Here is an 18,121-nt window from a genome sequence, read left to right as displayed (position 1 = left end):
AGCCGCGTGTACGGGCGCGGGCGGGGAGGCATCGCGATCTGGTTCAGCTGCGGCGGATGTCCCAGGTGGGAGCGGTCCTCGCCCAGGCGTCCTCCCACTCGGCCAGGCGCCGGCGCAGAGAGACGATCCGCAGGATCCTGAGCAGGACCAGAGCGCCCAGCGCGATTCCGAGAGCGGTTCCCGCTCCTGTGCCCACCGCCCGGACGGTCACGTCCCGGGCGCTCAAGGGGGCTTCGGTGACGCGTCCTTGCGTATCGAGCCAGACCGCAACCTCGGCGCCACGGTCGGTGCCGGCGGGCACTTTGATCGTGGCCGTGCGCCTGGTGCCGTCGGGATCGTGCCACCGCACGTGCACCTTGCGGTGCGTCACGCCGTCGCCGGAGCTGGGGTCCGCCGCGGGCGCGCCTTCGATGAGGCGGGCCGTGACCGCGTGACGGTCACTTGCCTGAGTCCGCGACTCGGCCGTGCCGTCCTGCCACGCTGCTTGCGCGGTGGCTACCGCCGCCGTGGGCGCTCCTACCAGGAGCAGAGCCGCCAGCAGCAGAGTGATACACAGGTCCGCCAAATCCGATCGGCGGCGCAGTTCGTTGCGGCGCAGGCGCCAGAACCTCACACGGCCGTTCATTGCTCCTCATCCTTCGTGAGATCACAGGCCGGGACGTCGGCCCGGCCTGTGACGGTTTCGACTGCGTGGAAGTCCGGGCGGTCCTCGAGGACGGTGTGCCCGTACGCCGCGGGGACATGGCCGCGGGGCATACGGGAGTCACCTCACAGCTTGCGCAGCCAGTCGTCGGCGATACCGTGCAGCGCCTGGTCGGTGGGCGGCAGACGGGAGTCGTCGAAGCGATACGTGAGCTTGTCCACCACGTCGACCACTCCGTCGACCGCCCGGGTCAGATGGACGGCCACTGGCACTTCGCTGCGTCGTTCCAACTCGCCGGCAAGGGTGACCACGCCGGCGTCCACCCGTACGTCGAACATGTGCGGTGCGAGCCACAGATCGCGCACCAGGACTTCCTGGAGGATCTCGCTGCGGATGTCGTGGTCGGTGCGGAGAAAGATCTGCAGCAGGTCCCGTCGGGTGACGATGCCCACGAGGCGGTTCTTCTCGTCCACCACGGGCAGTCGTTCGACGCGGTGTTCGGCCATGATGCGGGCGGCTTGGGCGATGGTCGCGTCGGCGCCCACAGTGATCGCGGGTTCCGACATCAGCTGGCCGGCGGTGCGAGCGCGGGCCTTGGCTCGACGGAGGCGCGCGGACGCCGTGAGGTACAGCCGGCGGAAGCGGCGCGGTGGTGTGAACGGGTCGTCAGCCTCCGCCTGGCGGGCCATGAGATCCGTTTCGGAGAGGACACCGATGACTTTTCCCTCGGTGTCGACCACGGGCAGGCCGCTGATGCGGTGCTGGTGCAGGAGCTGGGCGACCTGCTTGAACGGGGTGCCGTATCCGGCACGTACGACATCACTGGTCATGACCGAACCGACCTTGCGGTGCTTCATCTGCCTTGCCTCCTCGAAGCCGAGTGCTCAGCTGTCTCCGTTTGTTCAGGGCAGGTCACGCGCATCGCCCGTGCGGCGATGCCACGGCGCAGTGCCTGGTCGGATCCAGCCTCGGCTGTGCGGCGAGGGTGCGGCAGTGGCCGCACGGCTGCGAGGCGGGGCCGAACGGCCCTGTGTTGGGGACCAGTTGTCGGCATGACCGGGCATGGCCGAGGAGGTTGAGGTGGTCGGCGCGGATCGCGGCGGCGAACAGGCAGTGCTCCTGCGGCGCGATGGTCTCGGACAACTCCAGGAACTCTTTTGCGTCGTGACTGCCCGTTGCCGACTTCCGGCCGGTGACGACTGCCCAGGTTCTGCAGTGTTGTTGCCGTGCCCGGACCGGCCCGGGGGTTCTACCTGGTCCACTCCACCTGTCTGAAGGCAGTGCATGACATGGGGCCGCTCTCCGATGGGCGGGGGCCTTTGGCCCCTGATGCGCGGGCATCGCGACGCTCAAGGTGAGTGTGGGGGCGGCAGTTCCCCACACCGGGCGAAGGAAAGGCCGGCCCATGTACGCCAATGATGGATTCCGCGAACTAGGGCTGCGGGAGTGCATGCGGCTGATGGCCACGGAGCCGGTTGGCCGCGTCGTCTATACGCGGTATGCCCTGCCTGCCGTGCTGCCGGTCAATTTCGGTCTGGATGCCGACGGGGCGGTCGTGCTGCGTACCTCCGCGACCTCGGACCTGGTGCGCGCGGTCAACGGAGCCGTGGTCGCCTTCGAGACCGACCGGATCGATACCGCCCGGCACGCCGGCTGGAGTGTCGTCGTCACGGGCACAGCCACGGTCGTGAGGGATCCAGGAGAGCATGAGCGGTTGGCCCGCATCATGCCGGTCTCCTGGATGCCGTGTCCGCAGGAAACCTTCATACGTGTCGAGCCCGAAGTGGTCACAGGTCGGGAGCTTGTGGGCGGCGGAACCATGTACGGCGTGGACCTCAGCGCCTGAGGGCTCACGTCGCTCTGTTCCTCCCGCTCCGTGTCGCGGGGTTTGGACCGGCTCCGAAGGTCCCGCCGAGTCAGGGCCGTTCGGCATGCGACAGGCCCCGTCGGCCCCTGCTCGTGCTGCACGCGGACGACGAGCATCCGACGTATAGCAGCCCTGCAGGCTCCGCTCAGCGGACGGACGGGTTTCCACCGAGCGCCACGCCCCCGAGAGGCGCATCCCGTGCGCAGGTATGAGAAGGGAAAAGACATGGCTCACCATCAGGTATTGATCGGAGTGGACGGCTCGCTGGTCGCCGTACGAGCCTTGGACCGGGCCGCTGAGGAAGCAGTGCGGCGAGGCGCAGAGTTACGAATCGTCTGTGCCGTCGCCGATCTCGCCGAGGCGGAACCGGTGCTGGCTATGGCCGCCTCCCGGGTTCGCGCGCGTCATCCCCGTCTGCCGATGGTGCTCAAGGGCGTGGAAGGCGGTGCCGTCAAGGTGCTGGCGCGCGAGAGCTGGACCGCGGTGCTCACCGTGGTGGGCACCCGCGGGTTCGGTGCTGTCAGCGGTTTGCTCGCCGGATCGGTGAGTTGGCGCCTGACCGCGAGCGTGCGCGGTCCTCTGCTCGTGGTCCGTGGGGCACACCCGGAAGGCCAGAGTGGATCCGTCCTGCTCGGGCTCGAGGACCAGGCGGACGCGCCCGCGGCCAGATTTGCCTTCCAGGAGGCTGCACGACGCGGTTCCCGGTTGCGCATCCTGCACGTGCCGGTGTACCGCCACACCACGCCTGAACTGCCACCGCTGCCGGCCACAACCAGTGCCGGACAGGCGCGCCAGGTGCGGACAGAGCCGGCGGAGGCCGCTGTGCCGCAGTTCGGTACGGCTCAACTGAGGGAGCAGTTCCCCGGAGTGGAGGTGGACTGTCAGACGGTCCGCACGCGCCCCGCCGACGCTTTGCTCTCAGGCAGTCGCGATGCCGATGTCGTGGTCATCGGTATGCGGCGGCGTTCCCGTCGGCTCGGTCCGCAGATCGGCTCCGTCGGACACGCCCTGCTCCAACACGCACACTGCCCCGTGGTGTTGGTGCCGACGACATGAAGGTGGCCCGACGTGGCCTGCGGATGGCCCAGTCGGCCCTGTCGGCTGCCGGATGGGTCGGGAAGTGTGGGGAGTACGTACGGACCCGCATGCACCTCGGACCGACCCGACCGAAGGGAATACTGATGTCCGTCGACACTCCGCAGCCGTCCGCACCGCTGACCGATCAAGAGCTCGGAATGCTGGACGCTCACTGGCGCGCCGCGAACTACCTGGCCGTCGGCCAGATCTACCTCATGGCGAACCCGCTGCTGTCCGAGCCGCTGCGCGCCGAACACGTCAAACCGCGGCTGCTCGGCCACTGGGGCACCTCACCCGGGCTCAACCTGGTCCACACGCACCTCAACCGGGTCATCCAGGCACGCCGCCAGGACGCCCTGTGCATCTGGGGACCAGGCCACGGTGGCCCCGCGGTCCTCGCCAACTCCTGGCTGGAGGGCACCTACAGCGAGACCTATCCCGACATCTCCCGGGACACCGCCGGCATGGAGAAGTTGTTCCGCCAGTTCTCCTTCCCCGGGGGCGTACCCAGCCACGTGGCACCCGAGACTCCCGGCTCGATCCACGAGGGCGGCGAGCTGGGCTATGCGCTGTCCCACGCCTACGGAGCCGCCTTCGACAATCCGGATCTCCTCGTCGCGTGTGTGATCGGTGACGGCGAGGCGGAGACGGGACCGCTGGCCGCCTCGTGGCACTCCACGAAGTTCCTCGACCCCGTGCACGACGGCGCGGTCCTGCCGATCCTGCACCTCAACGGCTACAAGATCGCCAACCCCACGGTCCTGTCCCGCCTGCCCGAGGCCGAACTCGACGCCCTGCTCAAGGGATACGGCCACCAACCGATCTACGTCAGCGGCGACGAGCCCTTGACGGTGCACCGGGCCATGGCCGCCGCGATGGACGAGGCACTGGATCTCATCGCCGCCCTGCAACGCGGCGCGCGGGAGGACGGAGTGGCCGAGCGGTCGCCCTGGCCGATGATCGTGCTCCGCACCCCCAAGGGCTGGACCGGACCGGCAGAGGTGGACGGACTGCCCGTGGAGGGAACCTGGCGCTCCCACCAAGTGCCCTTGTCCGGCGTGCGGGACAACCCAGAGCACCTGAGGCAGTTGGAGACATGGCTGCGCTCGTACAAACCCGAGGAACTGTTCGACGACGACGGCAAGCCCCGCGAACGTGTGCTGGCCTGCGTCCCCGACGGTGCCCGTCGCTTGGGCGCCACCCCGCACGCCAACGGCGGATTGCTGGTCCGTGAACTGCCGCTCCCTCCGCTGGAGCGCTTCGCCGTGCCCGTGGACAAGCCCGGTGCGACGTTGCACGAGCCGACCCGTGTGCTCGGCGATCTGCTGGAGCACGTCATGCACGCCACACGTGAGCGACGCGACTTCCGCCTGGTGGGACCGGACGAGACGGCCTCCAACCGGCTTCAGGCCGTCTTCGGCGCCAGCGGCAAAGCATGGCAGGCACAGACCCTCCCGGTGGACGAGCACCTGGACCGGCACGGCCGCGTCATGGAGATCCTGTCCGAACACACCTGCCAGGGCTGGCTGGAGGGCTACCTGCTGACCGGACGGCATGGGCTGTTCTCCTGCTACGAGGCGTTCGTGCACATCGTCGATTCGATGGTCAACCAGCACATCAAGTGGCTTCGCGTCACGCGCCGCCTGCCCTGGCGCGCCCCGATCGCGTCCCTCAACTACCTGCTCACCTCACATGTGTGGCGCCAGGACCACAACGGCTTCTCCCACCAGGACCCCGGGTTCATCGACCACATCATGAACAAGAGCCCGGAGGCCGTCCGGGTCTACCTGCCGCCGGACGCCAACACCTTGCTCTCGGTCGCCGATCACGCACTGCGCAGCAAGGACTACGTGAACGTGATCGTGGCCGGCAAGCAGCCCTGCTTCGACTGGCTGTCGATGGAACAGGCGAAGGTGCACTGTGCGCGTGGCGCGGGGATCTGGGAGTGGGCCGGCACGGAGAACGGCCGCGAACCGGATGTCGTACTGGCCTGCGCCGGTGACGTGCCCACCCAGGAGGTGCTCGCCGCGGCGCAGCTCCTACGCCGCCACTTGCCGGACCTGGCCGTCCGCGTGGTGAACGTGGTCGACATTGCCCGGTTGCTGCCCAGCGAGGAACATCCGCACGGCATGAGCGACTTCGAATACGACGGCCTGTTCACCGGGGACAAGCCGGTGATCTTCGCTTATCACGGCTACCCGTGGCTCATCCACCGCCTCGCCTACCGGCGCTCGGGCCACAAGAACCTCCATGTGCGCGGCTACAAGGAGATCGGGACGACGACCACGCCGTTCGACATGGTCGTCGGCAACGACCTCGACCGCTTCCGCCTGGTCATGGACGTCATCGACCGCGTCCCCGGACTGGCGGTGCGCGCGGCATCTGTACGGCAGAAAATGGAGGACGCACGACTGCGGCACCGTGAGTGGATCCGCGTCCATGGCATGGATCTCCCGGAGATCACGGACTGGTCCTGGGACGGCTGAACTGCCGCCTCAGGACCGCCCTGTCAGGACGGAAAGGGAAGCGGTGCGGCGGACGATTGGCGGCAGATGGCTAACCCGTATGGAGACGTATGTCGAAAACGGTCCGAGATTCAGGCCTCTTGAGCGAGAGAACACCCCGCTGGAGAGGAGCTCGGCATGCCACCGGCCGACCAATCCGACATGTCCGACGACATCAGCTGGCTGACGCACGCTGTGGTCGATGTCATCGACCGCTACGCCCGCCCTCGCGAGCGGGTGCTCATGCTCGCACCGATTCCCGGCGACACCGCCGCCGATCACCTCGCTGCCTTGAAGGGTGCGAGTGAGTCCGCGGCACAGCTCGGGCGGACCATGGAACTACGGATAGTGGAGCCGATCCAACGCGCTTCGCGTCCCCACTCGCAGACTGGACTCTGCCCGAGGTCGGCTCCAGGCCTTTGCAGAGTCCGCACGGCTCCGAAGGCGACCCACATCAGATCGCTGTGGTCGACACCGAGTTCCTGAGGGCAGCCCCCGAGCGCTTCAACACGGTGATCGCGTACGTGGACGAAGGCTGCCCGGAGTGGGTTGCAGGGATCCCTTGGTGCCAACTGCTGGGCGTGGCCGGGCTGGTTGTCTTCGTCACGTACTGCCACGGCGACGATGTGGACGCGCGGAGCCTTAGAACGGTCGTAACCGATGCTGCTCGGGAAGCCGGCCTGCCCCAGCTCGACAGCATTGCCTTGCTTGCCATTCCCGTACGCACGTATGCCGACTTGCTGCTCTTCCTGCGTCCCCTGGATTCAGACACGAGCAATCAGCGGGCGGCGGCGGACAGTAAGAACAGGTAGCGGGTGGTGAAGCGTGTGCACAAGCGCCAATCGAAGACCTGACCAGGAAGTTCGCTTGCAGTCAGGAGTCGGAAGCCGAGACGTCGCCGTACAGGCGGCTCAAGATCCCGTGGGCCACTTCAAAGCTGCCTACGTCGTGGACGGCCGCCCTGCCATGTCGGGAGGTTGGAACGTCACAACCCGGAATGGGCAGGTTGCCACGCTGCTCGCAGAACGCCTGAGCGGATCGGTTCAGCCGATCGACGGCGGATGGCGGGTTGACCTTGCCCGCGACGAGGTTCTGATTCTCCTCGACGCTGAGAACGGCATCAGGCTTAAGCCAGCAGCCGCGTCGCCGAATCGGTCATCGTGTCCGCCGGGCTCGCTGATCATCCAGTTCGTACTTCCTGGCATGTCTGGCATAGGGATGTTCGAACTGCGCACGGCCTCGCATGAGGCCCTCAGATCGGCCACCAACACGATGACAAAGATGAGCGCGCGGAGAACGGAGCGGTTTGTTCGCTGTCGCCTGCGTCTCGTGCGCGTTGATCACCGCGGACGTGACGCTGTTATCTCGTGCTACCGCTACCCCAGTATTGAACTCGAGGTATCCGCCGCCTCCGGGCGCGACATGGACACCCTGAACCGCGGCCCCTTGGCCAACGGTGGTCGTTGCGGAGCGCTGGCTGCCGGTCCGCACGTTCGGCGCCTGGATCGCTAGGTACTTCATGACGAATACAGGCCGATCCAGGACGAGTGCTGAACTCTGACGCCCTCGGGCCAAGGTGTTGATGGCCTACGCATGGTTGGACCGTGCCGTCCCGCGGTGCGTCCGCGCGCTGGGCGTTGAGAAGCCCGAGTTGGGCACCAAAGCGGAAGAATCTGCGCTGTGATCACTGAGGTCGCGCTAACGTAGTGCATTAATTTCAATCGCCGGGCACCGGTCCATCACCATCTCGAGCCCCGCCTCACGGGTCCGCTCGTACGCCGCCTCGTCGATCACGCCGAGCTGGAACCAGACGGCCTTCGCGCCGATCGAGGCCGCCTCGTCGGCGACCGGGCCCGCCAGGTCGCTGTTGACGAAGACGTCGACGACGTCGACGGGGAACGGGATGTCCGCGAGTGAGGCGTAGCCCTGTTCGCCGTGGACCGTTTCGGCCTTGGGGTGGACGGGGACGACGCGTTTGCCGAACTGCTGCAGGACCCGGGCGACTCCGTAGGCGGCACGGTCCTGGTTGTTGGACAGGCCCACCACGGCCCAGGTGTCGCCGGTTTCGGTGAGGATCTTGCGGACCGTCTGCGATGTCCCGTACATGTGCGGCTCCTGATCGGTGGGCGTGGCTCTCGTGGGAGTAACGAGGCAGCGGGCTGTGCGATTCCCGGCCGTGCGGCCTGCGCCTGCGCCCGCTCCGGCTCACCGTGCACACCCGGGACGCTCCACGCTGCGCAAGTGGCGCGAAGTCGTGCACGAGAGCGCGGAATCATCGCCTCGTTCGCCCACCGCGAGGACAGCGGCCGGTACGTCATCGCGACCTGGCCGGTCACCGACCTGTACAGCTGGGACTGCCCCTCCTGGCGATGAACGCCGCCCGGCCCGGCGAAACGAATTGCCGGCCAGCGGCAAGAGGGGGGTGCCGTCCCAGTATTTCCCCGCCGCCGGAGGCCCCGACCGGGGCCGGAGGGGTGCGCTGGGAGGGCCCCGCGTCCGCCCTGTGATCTGCGCCCATCCGTACGGCCCGTTCCGGGGGAGTCGGCGTGTCGGACGCCTGTGCCCCGGAATGCGCCGTCACGGGTGGCCCGCACAGTTCGTTCTGCACTGTCCGTGTGTGCATGCGCATGGCACGATTGGGGATCAAGTCCCCTACTGTGCCGAGGAGTTGCCCGTGGAGCCGTTGACCGGCGGGGATCCGCGGCAGGTCGGCCCCTATCGGATCCTGATGCGTCTCGGCGAAGGCGGGATGGGGCGCGTCTACTTGGGGCGTTCGCCCGGCGGCCGGACCGTGGCGGTGAAGCTGGTGCACGCGGGACTTGCCTCGACCCCGGGTTTCCGGGAGCGGTTCGCCCGGGAGGTACAGGCCTCGCGCGCCGTGTCCGGCGCGGGCACCGCGCCCGTCGTGGCCGCCGATCCGGAGGCCGAAGTGCCCTGGCTGGCCTCCGCGTACATACCGGGGCCCTCGCTGTCGGAGACCGTGTACCGGTACGGACCTCTGCCGGAACCCGCCCTGTGGCGCCTCCTTTCGGGGCTGGCCGAGGCCCTGGAGGTGGTGCACGCCACCGGGATCGTGCACCGGGACCTGAAGCCGTCGAACGTCCTGCTGTCCCTGGACCGGCCGGTGCTGATCGACTTCGGGATCGCGCGGGCCGCCGACGACGCGGCGCTGACCGGGACGGGACTCGTGGTGGGTTCGCCCGGATACATGTCGCCGGAGCAGGCCGAGGGGCAGGTGGTGACCGCGGCAGGAGACCTGTTCGCGCTGGGTGCGGTGCTCACGTTCGCGGCGACCGGGAACAATCCGTTCGGTGGCGGCTCAGGACCCGAACTGCTGTACAGGATCGTGCACCACGAACCGGACCTGACCGGTGCGCCGGAAGAGTTCGCCTCGGTCGTACGGGAGTGCCTGAGCAGACGGCCCGAGAGCCGGCCGAGTCCGAGCGCGCTCAAGGCCCGGGCCGGAACACGTACCGAGGCCGATGGTGACTGGCTGCCCGCTCCCGTCGCCTCGGCGATCGCACGCCGTGGCGAAGTCCTGCTCAACCTCGAGGCCGAGGAGATCGCACCGGGTTCGGTGGCGGACCGGATCCCGCCCACCGCCGTGGTCACCGAGGTGGTACCGCCCCGGCCCTCCTCTCCTTATACGGCTCCCACACGCACGGCCGGCGCTGATGCGCCGACCCCGCCACCGCACGGGTTCGGCCCGCCGCCCGCTCCGCACTCCTTTCCTCAGGCCTCGCCTCCGTACGCCCCCGCCCCCGCCCCCGGCCCCGGCGCCTTTCAGCAACCCACGAATCCGGGGCCCTCGTATCCGCACTCCTCGTATCCGCAGCACACGTATCCGCAGCACGCCAAGGATGTGGCGCGGCGCCGCGGTGGGGTGATCGCGGCTGTTGTCGCGCTCGCCGTCGCCGGAGTCGTCGGCGTGGCCCTCGCGCTCAACTCCGGTGACGGGGAGGGATCGTCAGGTGCGCAGGGCGGCGCCGCGACCTCGTCCCCGGCCGTCGAGCGCACCGACGATCCTCCTGTGGCGGATTCGCGGCAGCCGACCGAGCCGGAAGCCGAGGACCCGTCGCCCGTGACGGGTGAATGGCGCGGCACGTACACCTGCAATCAGGGGAAGACCGGCCTGACGCTGACGATGTCCGAGGACTCGGGGAGCGTCGCGGCCACCTTCGACTTCTACGCGGTGGACACCAACCCCGGCGTCCCGTCGGGGACCTTCGCCATGAAGGGCACCTTCTCCGGAACGCGCCTGGTGTTGCACGGCGACCACTGGATCCAGCAGCCCGAGGGCTACCTCATGGCGGGGCTCGCGGCCGATGTGGACGGAGCGTCGCCCCAGAAGATCACGGGCACCGTCACGGACGACGACGGGGCGCCGTCGGACAGCTGCTCCACGTTCACCGTCGAGAAGAACTGACGGCGAAGAGCCCGGGGCAGCGCACGACCCGCCGCGCTCCCTGCTCCGGGCTCGGACCAGGGAGCCACGGCCGGGTGCTGTCTAAGCGAGGGCCTGGAGCGCCGCCGTGACCGTGTCCAGGAAGCGGGTGTGCGCCTGCGGGCTCGGCGGGAGCTCCGGGTTCCAGGGTGCGGTGCGCACGGTCGAGGCGAAGTCCGCCGGCAGGGCTCCCGCATGGGCGCGGACGTCGACGAGGACGAGGTCCGGTGCGAGCGCTGCGGCCTCGGACCAGGAGACCGTCGACCAATTGGCGCCCGGACTCTCGGCGGGCTCAAGCAGCGGGACACCGAGGCCGGTCAGCTCGCTCAGATCGGGCCAGGCGTGGGGGCGGGCGAGATGTACCGAGTCCGCGTCGGCGGGGGAGAGCGCCAGGACGCGCAGCCGCGGGTCGGCGGCCGCGCGGAGCGTCAACCGCTGCTCCGCGGCGGTCAGTTCGGCCTCGGCGGCCTCGTCGGGGGTCGTGCCGAGCGAGCGGGCCAGTTGCGCGAAGCTCTCGCGGACCTGGGTGAGCGTGCGGCCCCGGCTCACATCGACGGCGACCACCGGGATGTGCTCCTCCAGGTACTTGGCCGCCTCGGGCGTGATGCCGTACGTCTGCCCGCCGCCGTAGGTCACGGCCACGATCAGGTCGGGGTCCGCGGCGAGCAGCGCGTCCACATCGAGGGCCGCGCCGGCCCCGTAATACGGGAGCCCGGCCGGCGGCAGCTCGCCCGCCTTCGCGGGGTCCGGTGCGGCCGGGTCGTCATGGCTCGACCCGAAGATGCCGGCCGGGCGCAGACCGTGGTCCCACAGCGCGGCGCCGGCCTGTATGTACGCGACTGACCGGGTCGGCCTGCGGGCCGCGACCACCAAGTGACCGCGGTCGTCCGTGAATTCCCAGGCGGTAGCCGTGGGCGCGATCGCCGTAGGGGGCGAGGTGTCAGGTGCGGGCGTAGGGGGCGAGGTGTCAGGTGCGGATTCGGATTCCATGGAGCCTCCATCCATTCCGCCGGGTACCTGCCCCCGTTCGCCCGCCCACAAGCCCCCGGGCAGAACGTCACACAGCGTTACCGATCCCGGGGTGCCCGGGCGGTCAGGTGCATGGCGCTCACCACCCGCCACGGGCGCATACGCTGGGCGGATGCAGGACGAGTACCGCACCGTGGCCCATGAGGGCGTGCACGAGACCGAGGTCAACCGCTCCCGATTCCTGTGCGCGCTCGCCCCGGCGGCCACCGAGCAGGAGGCCCAGGCCTTCCTCGCCCGGATCCGCAAGGAGCACCCGACGGCGACGCACAACTGCTGGGCGTATGTGATCGGCGCGGACGGCGGTGTGCAGAAGGCCGGCGACGACGGGGAGCCGGGCGGTACGGCGGGGTTGCCGATGCTGCAGATGCTCACGCGGCGCGAGATGCGGTACGTCGTCGCCGTCGTCACCCGCTACTACGGCGGCGTGAAGCTCGGCGCCGGCGGTCTGATCAGGGCGTACGGGGGAGCGGTCGGCGAAGCGCTCGACGCACTCGGGACGATCACCAAGCGCCGGTTCCGGCTGGTCACCGTGACCGTCGACCACCAGCGCGCGGGCAAGCTGCAGAACGATCTGCGCACGGCTGGACGCGATGTGCGCGACATGCGGTACGGGGAGGCGGTGACGCTGGAGATCGGCCTCCCGGACGCCGATGTCGAGGCTTTCCGCGGCTGGCTCGCGGACGCGACGGCGGGCACGGCCACGCTCGAGATCGGCGCGGAGGCGTACGGGGACGCGTGACGTCGGCGGCACGCACCGGTTCCGCGCGTACGCGTCAGTCCGCTCCCGGCTCCTCGGCCGTGAAACGCTCGAAGCCCGCGTGGAAGGCCGTGCCCTCGGGGTCGGTCTCGTTGTAGTGGAAGGCCGAGACGCCGCAGCCGAGGGAGGTGAAGGCGTCACCGGTGTAGGCGGCGACGGTCCTGCCGCCGAGGGCGAGCTCCACCTTGATCCGGCCCTCACCGGCCGGCGTACAGGTCAGTGCCATGTCGATCTCCTGCCGGCTCGTCACCTTCAGGCCGAGGTCCGCGAGGTTCTTCTCCACAACGCGGTCGTGCTGGAACTCTCCCTTGTGCCGGAACTCCCGCACGATCAAGGCTTCCTGGCCCGTGGTCACATAGCCCGACCACCGGGAGCCCTTCTCGTAGTCGCCGGAGCCGTTGCACCACAGACCGATCCCGCCGTCGCCCCCGTACCAGGCCGCCTGCGTGGTGATCCGCACCGCGGACGTGGACGGCTCGAAGGGCGCCTGCGGCCACACCTCCAGCTGGAGCCTGGGACTCACCAGCATGGTGCCGCCCTTGTGCGTGACCTTCCCCAGGTCCGGGTCCTTGTGCGTCCAGTTGCCCGAGTCGGTCAGATCGTCGGCGTACGACTGCGGCGGCGAGTCCGTGGACTTCCCCGGGCCCGACGCGCCGCCGCCCGCTCCCTCCCCCCTCGTGCTGAGCACGACGGCGAGCAGCACGGCCGCGACCGCGCTGCCGGCCGCGAACCCCCACAGCCGCAGCTGCTTGCCCCGGTCACCGTCGCGGTCGCCACTGACGGTTCCGGGCAGCGGGCGGGGTGCGAGCGACACGGTCGGCGTGCCGTCCACCGCCTCCGCCGCCCCCGCGAGCCGCGTGACGAGCTGAGCCGCGGTGGGACGCTGCGCGGGATCCTTGCGCAGACAGTCGGCGATCACCGAACGCACCGGCTCCGGCACCGCCGTCAGGTCGGCCTCGTCCTCGCACACGGCGACCAGGACTTCATAGGAGCCGGAACCGTCGAACGGATGCCGGCCGGTGGCGGCGAAGTACAGCGTGCTGCCGAGTGAGAACACGTCCGAGGCACTGGTGACGCGCTGCGCCCTGACCTGCTCGGGCGACATGTAGGAGGGGGAGCCGACGAGACTGCCCGGTGTGGTGAGCGCCGACTCGAGCAGACGGTCGTCGCGGGCGATGCCGAAGTCGATGATGCGCGGTCCGTCAGGCGAGAGCAGCACATTGGACGGCTTGATGTCCCGGTGGACGATGCCCACCCGGTGCACCTGTGCCAGCGCGTGCGCGACGGCCAGGGCGAGCGACTGGAGCCGGCCGGAGGTCAGCGGCCCGCTGGCGCCCACGTACTCACCGATCGTCGGCCCGGACACGAACTCGCTGACGATGTACGGGGTACGCCCGGTCAGATCGGCGTCGAGGACCCGCGCCGTGGCCAGCTCGCCGACCCGGCTGGCCGCGCCGAACTCCCGGCGGACGCGGGCGAGCGCGATCTCGTCGTACTCCTTGCCCGGGAGCAGGAACTTCACGACGACCTGCCGGCCCTCCGCGTCGCGGGCGAGCCAGACGACTCCCTGTCCGCCGCGGCCGAGCTCGCGCTCGCAGACGTATCCGGCCACCGCGCCGTGCATCCGTGGATCCATGCCCGCCCCCTCGCCACCGGACCGCCACGATCCCCGACTCCGTCCGGTTCACGGCTGTTTCGCAGCGTATCGGCTCTCCTGGCCGCGAAAGGCCTCTTGGCCGGGTCTGCCACAGAGCCGGCGCACGGTTGTGGCCGAGCCGTCGCGATTGTCAGGGCCATGTTCACGCGCCTCGCGTTGCCCCTAATCTCTGCTCAGCACAGCCGCACCACGGCCAACCGTCGGCACAGGGCCGACCGGGGCCGTCACCGTGGGGGGGAACCACCATGTGGCACTTATCGAGTGTGCTGCCCGGGCCCGGACGCAGACCCCGTGCCCGGAGAAGAGCGCGGCGGACAGTGATCACGACGCTGGCCGCCGCATCGCTCGCCGTGACCCTGTTGCAGGCGCCGGCCACGGCGCAGCCCGAGGGGGGAGACCCGGGCGGGGCCGTCACCAAGAGCGAGGCGGTGAACGCGCAGGCCGCACCGGCACCGTACGAGATGCCCACGTACGACCCGGCGCCGCGCACCCGCGCCGAAGAACCGCCGCCGAGGCCCGAACCGGAGTCGTACGAGGACTTCCGGCCGGGCCTGCGCAGACTGCTCGAGGACCTGCGCTCCGGCCGCCTCAACGAGGAAGCCTTCGTCAACCACGCCTACGCCAAGCTCGGTTACCAGGGCGGAGTCCCCAAGCACTACCGGGACGACCAGCTGCCCGCGGAGCAGCGGGTCATCCTGGGGATGACACTCGGCCGTGAACTCGCCGGTCTCGGCCACCCCGTGCGCCGGAGCATCCAGAACCGGATGGCCCAGGCCGACATCCTGCGTCCCCTGACCACCCGCCGGGCGGAGAATCCTGCCGCGCTCGCCGTCCCGCTGAGCGAATGCGGGCAGCGGGGCAAGCTGCCGGGCGTGTTCGACTGTCTGCACCAGAGCGCCAACTTCTCGGTGTTCTACAACGCCGCGGGCGACAACGCCGTCAACCCGTACGACGGGCCCGGAACCGCCGCCCAGGGCGACGTGCAGGACAACGGAGTCCCCAACTACGTGGAACGGATGACCCGTTCGCTCGAAGAGGGCCGCAAGACGTACTCCTCGCTCGGCTACGCGCCCCGCGAGGACCACGACAAGAAGGTCACCCTCTTCCTCGGCTCCACACACGTGGAACCCGGTGTGGGCTTCGTCCAGCCCTACGAGCTCGCCGACGCGAACATCATCCATATCGGTACGGACTTCGACTCCTCGGACGAGGCGGAGGAGTTCTATCTGCCGCGCCATGAGCTGTTCCACTCGATGCAGTACAAGTACGTCGGCTGGAGCCTGATCTGGAACATGCGGAGCCTCAACGCGTGGATGGAGGCGACCGCCGAGTGGGGCGCCCATCAGGCCGTGGCCGCCGACCCCGCGGTTCCCTACGGCAGCCGCTACATCTACGCCAACGACCTCGACGAGTTCCTGGCGCGGCCCGAGGAGGAGCTGACCAAGCAGGACGGGTTCGGCGGCGGGCGGCAGTACGGGGCGTTCATCTTCGCCGAGTTCCTCGACGAGCGGTTCGGCGCGGACGCGGTCCGGCATTCGTGGGAGCGGATCGAGGACGCCTGGTTCCCGGACGGCGCCACCGAGATCCGCGACATGATCACGGACGACTACGACCGTGATGTGCACGAGGAGTTCCGCGTCTTCGGTGTCGCCAACTACCAGCTCTGCGGCGGCAGTACGGCCGCCGACTACGGCTCGTACTGGCGCTATCAGGACGGCGACGCCGACGACTGGTGCGGGGCTCTGGGCACTACCGGAGCGGACGGCCCCCTCGCGGTGGCCCGCCCCGAGCACGAGACGATCACCCTGCCCGCCGACGGCAAGGCCTCCGGGCAGTGGACCGTCAAGGGCGGCGGGGTGCACTACGTGGACCTCGTCGGGCAGGCCGACCCCTCCAAGCTCTGGAACATGGCCGTCCGCACGATGCAGGACGACGACAAGCGCCTGACGTTCACCGTCGTCAACTGGGAGAAGATTCCCCGTCGTTGCTTCGCGGATGACAAGAGCGCCCGCGAACAGGACAAGACCCTCGACACGCGTATCGGCGGCAGCTGCAACGTCGTCACGCTGATGATCAGCCACGGCCGGCCCGGTGACGACGAGGAGGAGGGCCGCTGGGAGACCAAGTACACCTCCCTGTTCGGGGGTTCGGTCGGCAGCACGGACGTGCAGATCGGCGTCCAGCCGGGCGGCAACCTGATCACTCCGGGCGGCACACCCAGCACGGGCACGAAGACCACGGAGGTGGGCCTGCGGCACCGGCCCACGAACTACGAGGCCGTCTCGGCCGTGGCCTGCCACTGCGAGGGCTGGGGCATCCAGGTCACCCCGCCGGGCGGCGTCGGCCAGTGGAGCGGCTGGTCGCACGGTGTCCAGGGACTCTCGGAGAACGCCGAGATCACGGAGTTCACCACGACGCCGACCACCGCGAAGTCGACGGTCCGTCTGGTCGGCACCGACTACCCGGTGTACGTCACGCATGAGTACCGGCCGTCCGCGCGGCCCGAGTTGTACGACGTCACCGTGACGGTCACGTCCCTCGCGCCGCCCGGCGACCAGCCGCACATCAGCTATCGCCGGGTCGTGGACTGGGACGTGGAGCCGACACCGCTCAAGGAGTACGTGACCCTCAAGGCGGACCATCCGAAGGTCGAGTTCGCGAGCGACTACGGACTCGCCGGACCCGACCCCGGATCCGGCCGGCCCAAGCTGCACCACGAGGGCTCCTTCACCGACGCCGGACCGTACGACCAGGGCACTGTCCTGGACGTGAACGTCCCGGTGGAGCCGGTGCCGGGCAACCCCGATGCCGGTCTGGTGGGGGAGTTCCACCTCTATTACGGTGCGGCGGCCACCGAGGCCAAGGCACTCGAGGCCCTCAACGCGGTGAACGCGCCCGTGTATTCGCTCGCCAAGCCGAGTACGCCGGGGAACCCGGGCAGCGGGGCGCCGGCCACGTTCGTACTCGGGTACCGGCCGGTGACCTGAGCCGGGCGCGGTGAACGGGTAGGAGGCGGGCGGCCGGTCCTGACGACGGCCGCCCGCCGGCTGTCCGGGGCCTGAGCTGCCGCTGGGCAGGGCGTATCGTGCGAGGTCGGCGCGGTACGTGGGAAGGATTCATCAGCGGTGGGGGACGACGAACCGCGGGGGCGGGACGAGGAGCTTCGGGCGCTCGGCGGGCCACGCGAAGAGACGCGGGTGCCCAGTGAGCGGCGCGAAGAGACGCGAGGCGCCGGTGGGCGGCGCGAGGGCGCCCCGGTGTTCCATGGGCGGGACGACGAGGTGCGGCGGATCGATGAGCTGCTCGCGGCCGCCCACGACGGGGTGAGCGGGGCGCTGCTCGTCCACGGCGAAGCCGGGATCGGCAAGACGACGCTGCTCGACTACGCCGCTGCCCGGGCGGCCCACGGGATGCGCGTGCTGCGCATCGAGGGCGTCGAGTCGGAGACGGACCTCGCCTTCGGAGGGCTGCACCAGCTCTTCCTGCCCGTGCTCGACCTCCTCGACCGGCTGCCGGACACGCAGGCCACGGCGCTGCGGGCGATCTTCGGGCTGGCCGGCGGCGCGGTGCACGACCGCTTCGTCGTTGGCCTCGCCGCGCTGTCCACGCTCGCGGAGGCCGCGGCCGAACGCCCGGTGCTGTGCGTGATCGACGACGTGCAGTGGCTCGACCAGCCGTCCGTGGACGTTCTGGCGTTCGCTGCCCGACGGCTGTGCGCCGAGGGTGTCGTGATGCTGTTCGGGCTGAGAGACGGGGGTGGGGCCGGAGCGGGGCACACGGGCCGCGGGTCCGGATCGGGGGATACGAACGACGCGTCCGTCACGGACGACGCGCCACGGTTCAAGGGCATACCCCGCCTCCCTCTGGCGGGCCTCGACCGTCAGTCGGCCGCGGCCCTGCTGACCGGGCTGCTGCCGCCGGTCGCGGCCCGGATCGCCGAGCAGGCGCAGGGCAATCCGCTCGCCCTGCGCGTCCTTGCCGACGCGCTCACGCTGGCCCAACGGGAGGGACAGCTGGGCCCGTTGGCGCTGCCGGACGATGTCTCCCCGCTGCCCGGCCGTCTGCAGGACCTCATCGCGCAACGGATCGGACGGCTGCCCGCGGCCACCCGAGCGGTGCTCACGGTGGGCGGCGCCGTCGTCC

The 18,121-nt window shown here is 69.8% G+C and carries 16 protein-coding genes; 10 read left to right on the top strand and 6 right to left on the bottom strand.

Going from position 1 to position 18,121, the window contains the following annotated elements; translation table 11 throughout:
- Window positions 1–43: 43 nt before the first annotated feature.
- The 3 genes from JAO81_RS08640 to JAO81_RS08630 form a co-directional block, all read right to left on the bottom strand.
- Window positions 44–625: a hypothetical protein gene (locus tag JAO81_RS08640; protein ID WP_199547210.1), complete on the bottom strand. Its 582-nt coding sequence runs from the start codon at window positions 623–625 to the stop codon at window positions 44–46.
- Between the two features lie 143 nt (window positions 626–768).
- On the bottom strand, window positions 769–1,500 hold the full coding sequence (locus JAO81_RS08635) for a CBS domain-containing protein (protein ID WP_199547209.1): 732 nt from the start codon (window positions 1,498–1,500) through the stop codon (window positions 769–771).
- Window positions 1,501–1,555: 55 nt separating this feature from the next.
- Window positions 1,556–1,786, bottom strand: a complete 231-nt coding sequence (locus JAO81_RS08630; protein WP_199547208.1) for a hypothetical protein — start codon at window positions 1,784–1,786, stop codon at window positions 1,556–1,558.
- Window positions 1,787–2,048: 262 nt separating this feature from the next.
- Between JAO81_RS08630 and JAO81_RS08625 the strand changes: the two genes are divergently transcribed.
- From JAO81_RS08625 to JAO81_RS08605, 5 genes are all read left to right on the top strand, one after another.
- Window positions 2,049–2,489: a pyridoxamine 5'-phosphate oxidase family protein gene (locus JAO81_RS08625; RefSeq protein ID WP_199547207.1), complete on the top strand. Its 441-nt coding sequence runs from the start codon at window positions 2,049–2,051 to the stop codon at window positions 2,487–2,489.
- Between the two features lie 246 nt (window positions 2,490–2,735).
- Window positions 2,736–3,566: a universal stress protein gene (locus JAO81_RS08620; protein ID WP_199547206.1), complete on the top strand. Its 831-nt coding sequence runs from the start codon at window positions 2,736–2,738 to the stop codon at window positions 3,564–3,566.
- Between the two features lie 125 nt (window positions 3,567–3,691).
- Window positions 3,692–6,073, top strand: a complete 2,382-nt coding sequence (locus JAO81_RS08615) for a phosphoketolase (protein ID WP_199547205.1) — start codon at window positions 3,692–3,694, stop codon at window positions 6,071–6,073.
- A gap of 482 nt (window positions 6,074–6,555) precedes the next feature.
- Window positions 6,556–6,903, top strand: a complete 348-nt coding sequence (locus JAO81_RS08610) for a hypothetical protein (protein ID WP_199547204.1) — start codon at window positions 6,556–6,558, stop codon at window positions 6,901–6,903.
- A 109-nt stretch (window positions 6,904–7,012) separates the two neighbouring features.
- Complete coding sequence (locus JAO81_RS08605) at window positions 7,013–7,603, top strand: hypothetical protein (RefSeq protein ID WP_199547203.1); 591 nt, start codon at window positions 7,013–7,015, stop codon at window positions 7,601–7,603.
- A gap of 186 nt (window positions 7,604–7,789) precedes the next feature.
- On the opposite strand, the gene JAO81_RS08600 is transcribed toward JAO81_RS08605, so the two are convergent.
- The gene (locus tag JAO81_RS08600; RefSeq protein WP_199547202.1) at window positions 7,790–8,197 is read right to left on the bottom strand and encodes a CoA-binding protein; all 408 of its coding nucleotides are present in this window, start codon (window positions 8,195–8,197) and stop codon (window positions 7,790–7,792) included.
- Window positions 8,198–8,332: 135 nt separating this feature from the next.
- Here JAO81_RS08600 and JAO81_RS43350 point away from each other — a divergent pair, with 135 nt between their 5' ends.
- Both JAO81_RS43350 and JAO81_RS08595 read left to right on the top strand, forming a co-directional pair.
- On the top strand, window positions 8,333–8,464 hold the full coding sequence (locus tag JAO81_RS43350; RefSeq protein ID WP_267912994.1) for a hypothetical protein: 132 nt from the start codon (window positions 8,333–8,335) through the stop codon (window positions 8,462–8,464).
- A gap of 301 nt (window positions 8,465–8,765) precedes the next feature.
- On the top strand, window positions 8,766–10,517 hold the full coding sequence (locus JAO81_RS08595) for a serine/threonine-protein kinase (RefSeq protein ID WP_199547201.1): 1,752 nt from the start codon (window positions 8,766–8,768) through the stop codon (window positions 10,515–10,517).
- 81 nt (window positions 10,518–10,598) lie between these two features.
- Here JAO81_RS08595 and JAO81_RS08590 read toward each other — a convergent pair whose 3' ends face one another.
- On the bottom strand, window positions 10,599–11,525 hold the full coding sequence (locus JAO81_RS08590) for an ABC transporter substrate-binding protein (protein WP_199547200.1): 927 nt from the start codon (window positions 11,523–11,525) through the stop codon (window positions 10,599–10,601).
- A gap of 151 nt (window positions 11,526–11,676) precedes the next feature.
- On the opposite strand from JAO81_RS08590, the gene JAO81_RS08585 reads away from it, so the two are divergent.
- Window positions 11,677–12,303, top strand: a complete 627-nt coding sequence (locus JAO81_RS08585; protein ID WP_199547199.1) for a YigZ family protein — start codon at window positions 11,677–11,679, stop codon at window positions 12,301–12,303.
- Between the two features lie 34 nt (window positions 12,304–12,337).
- Here JAO81_RS08585 and JAO81_RS08580 read toward each other — a convergent pair whose 3' ends face one another.
- Entirely contained in the window at window positions 12,338–13,957 is a 1,620-nt protein-coding gene (locus JAO81_RS08580) for a serine/threonine-protein kinase (RefSeq protein ID WP_199547198.1), read from the bottom strand.
- Between the two features lie 338 nt (window positions 13,958–14,295).
- Between JAO81_RS08580 and JAO81_RS08575 the strand changes: the two genes are divergently transcribed.
- On the top strand, window positions 14,296–16,965 hold the full coding sequence (locus tag JAO81_RS08575) for a hypothetical protein (protein ID WP_199547197.1): 2,670 nt from the start codon (window positions 14,296–14,298) through the stop codon (window positions 16,963–16,965).
- A gap of 138 nt (window positions 16,966–17,103) precedes the next feature.
- Window positions 17,104–18,121, top strand: a 1,018-nt coding sequence (locus JAO81_RS08570) for an AAA family ATPase (RefSeq protein WP_199547196.1), incomplete at its 3' end; no start/stop codon positions are given.

Origin of the sequence: Streptomyces sp. N35 (assembly GCF_016464295.1) — a bacterium.
GTDB lineage: Bacteria > Actinomycetota > Actinomycetes > Streptomycetales > Streptomycetaceae > Streptomyces.
Note: the sequence above shows the minus strand (reverse complement) of the source record. Positions and strands in the feature narration are given on the sequence as shown.

Coding starts and splice junctions, on each gene's coding strand:
- JAO81_RS08640 (WP_199547210.1), bottom strand. CDS start 625: ATGAACGGCCGTGTGAGGTTCTGGCGCCTGCGCCGCAACGAACTGCGC.
- JAO81_RS08635 (WP_199547209.1), bottom strand. CDS start 1,500: ATGAAGCACCGCAAGGTCGGTTCGGTCATGACCAGTGATGTCGTACGT.
- JAO81_RS08625 (WP_199547207.1), top strand. CDS start 2,049: ATGTACGCCAATGATGGATTCCGCGAACTAGGGCTGCGGGAGTGCATG.
- JAO81_RS08620 (WP_199547206.1), top strand. CDS start 2,736: ATGGCTCACCATCAGGTATTGATCGGAGTGGACGGCTCGCTGGTCGCC.
- JAO81_RS08615 (WP_199547205.1), top strand. CDS start 3,692: ATGTCCGTCGACACTCCGCAGCCGTCCGCACCGCTGACCGATCAAGAG.
- JAO81_RS08600 (WP_199547202.1), bottom strand. CDS start 8,197: ATGTACGGGACATCGCAGACGGTCCGCAAGATCCTCACCGAAACCGGC.
- JAO81_RS08590 (WP_199547200.1), bottom strand. CDS start 11,525: ATGGAATCCGAATCCGCACCTGACACCTCGCCCCCTACGCCCGCACCT.
- JAO81_RS08585 (WP_199547199.1), top strand. CDS start 11,677: ATGCAGGACGAGTACCGCACCGTGGCCCATGAGGGCGTGCACGAGACC.
- JAO81_RS08580 (WP_199547198.1), bottom strand. CDS start 13,957: ATGGATCCACGGATGCACGGCGCGGTGGCCGGATACGTCTGCGAGCGC.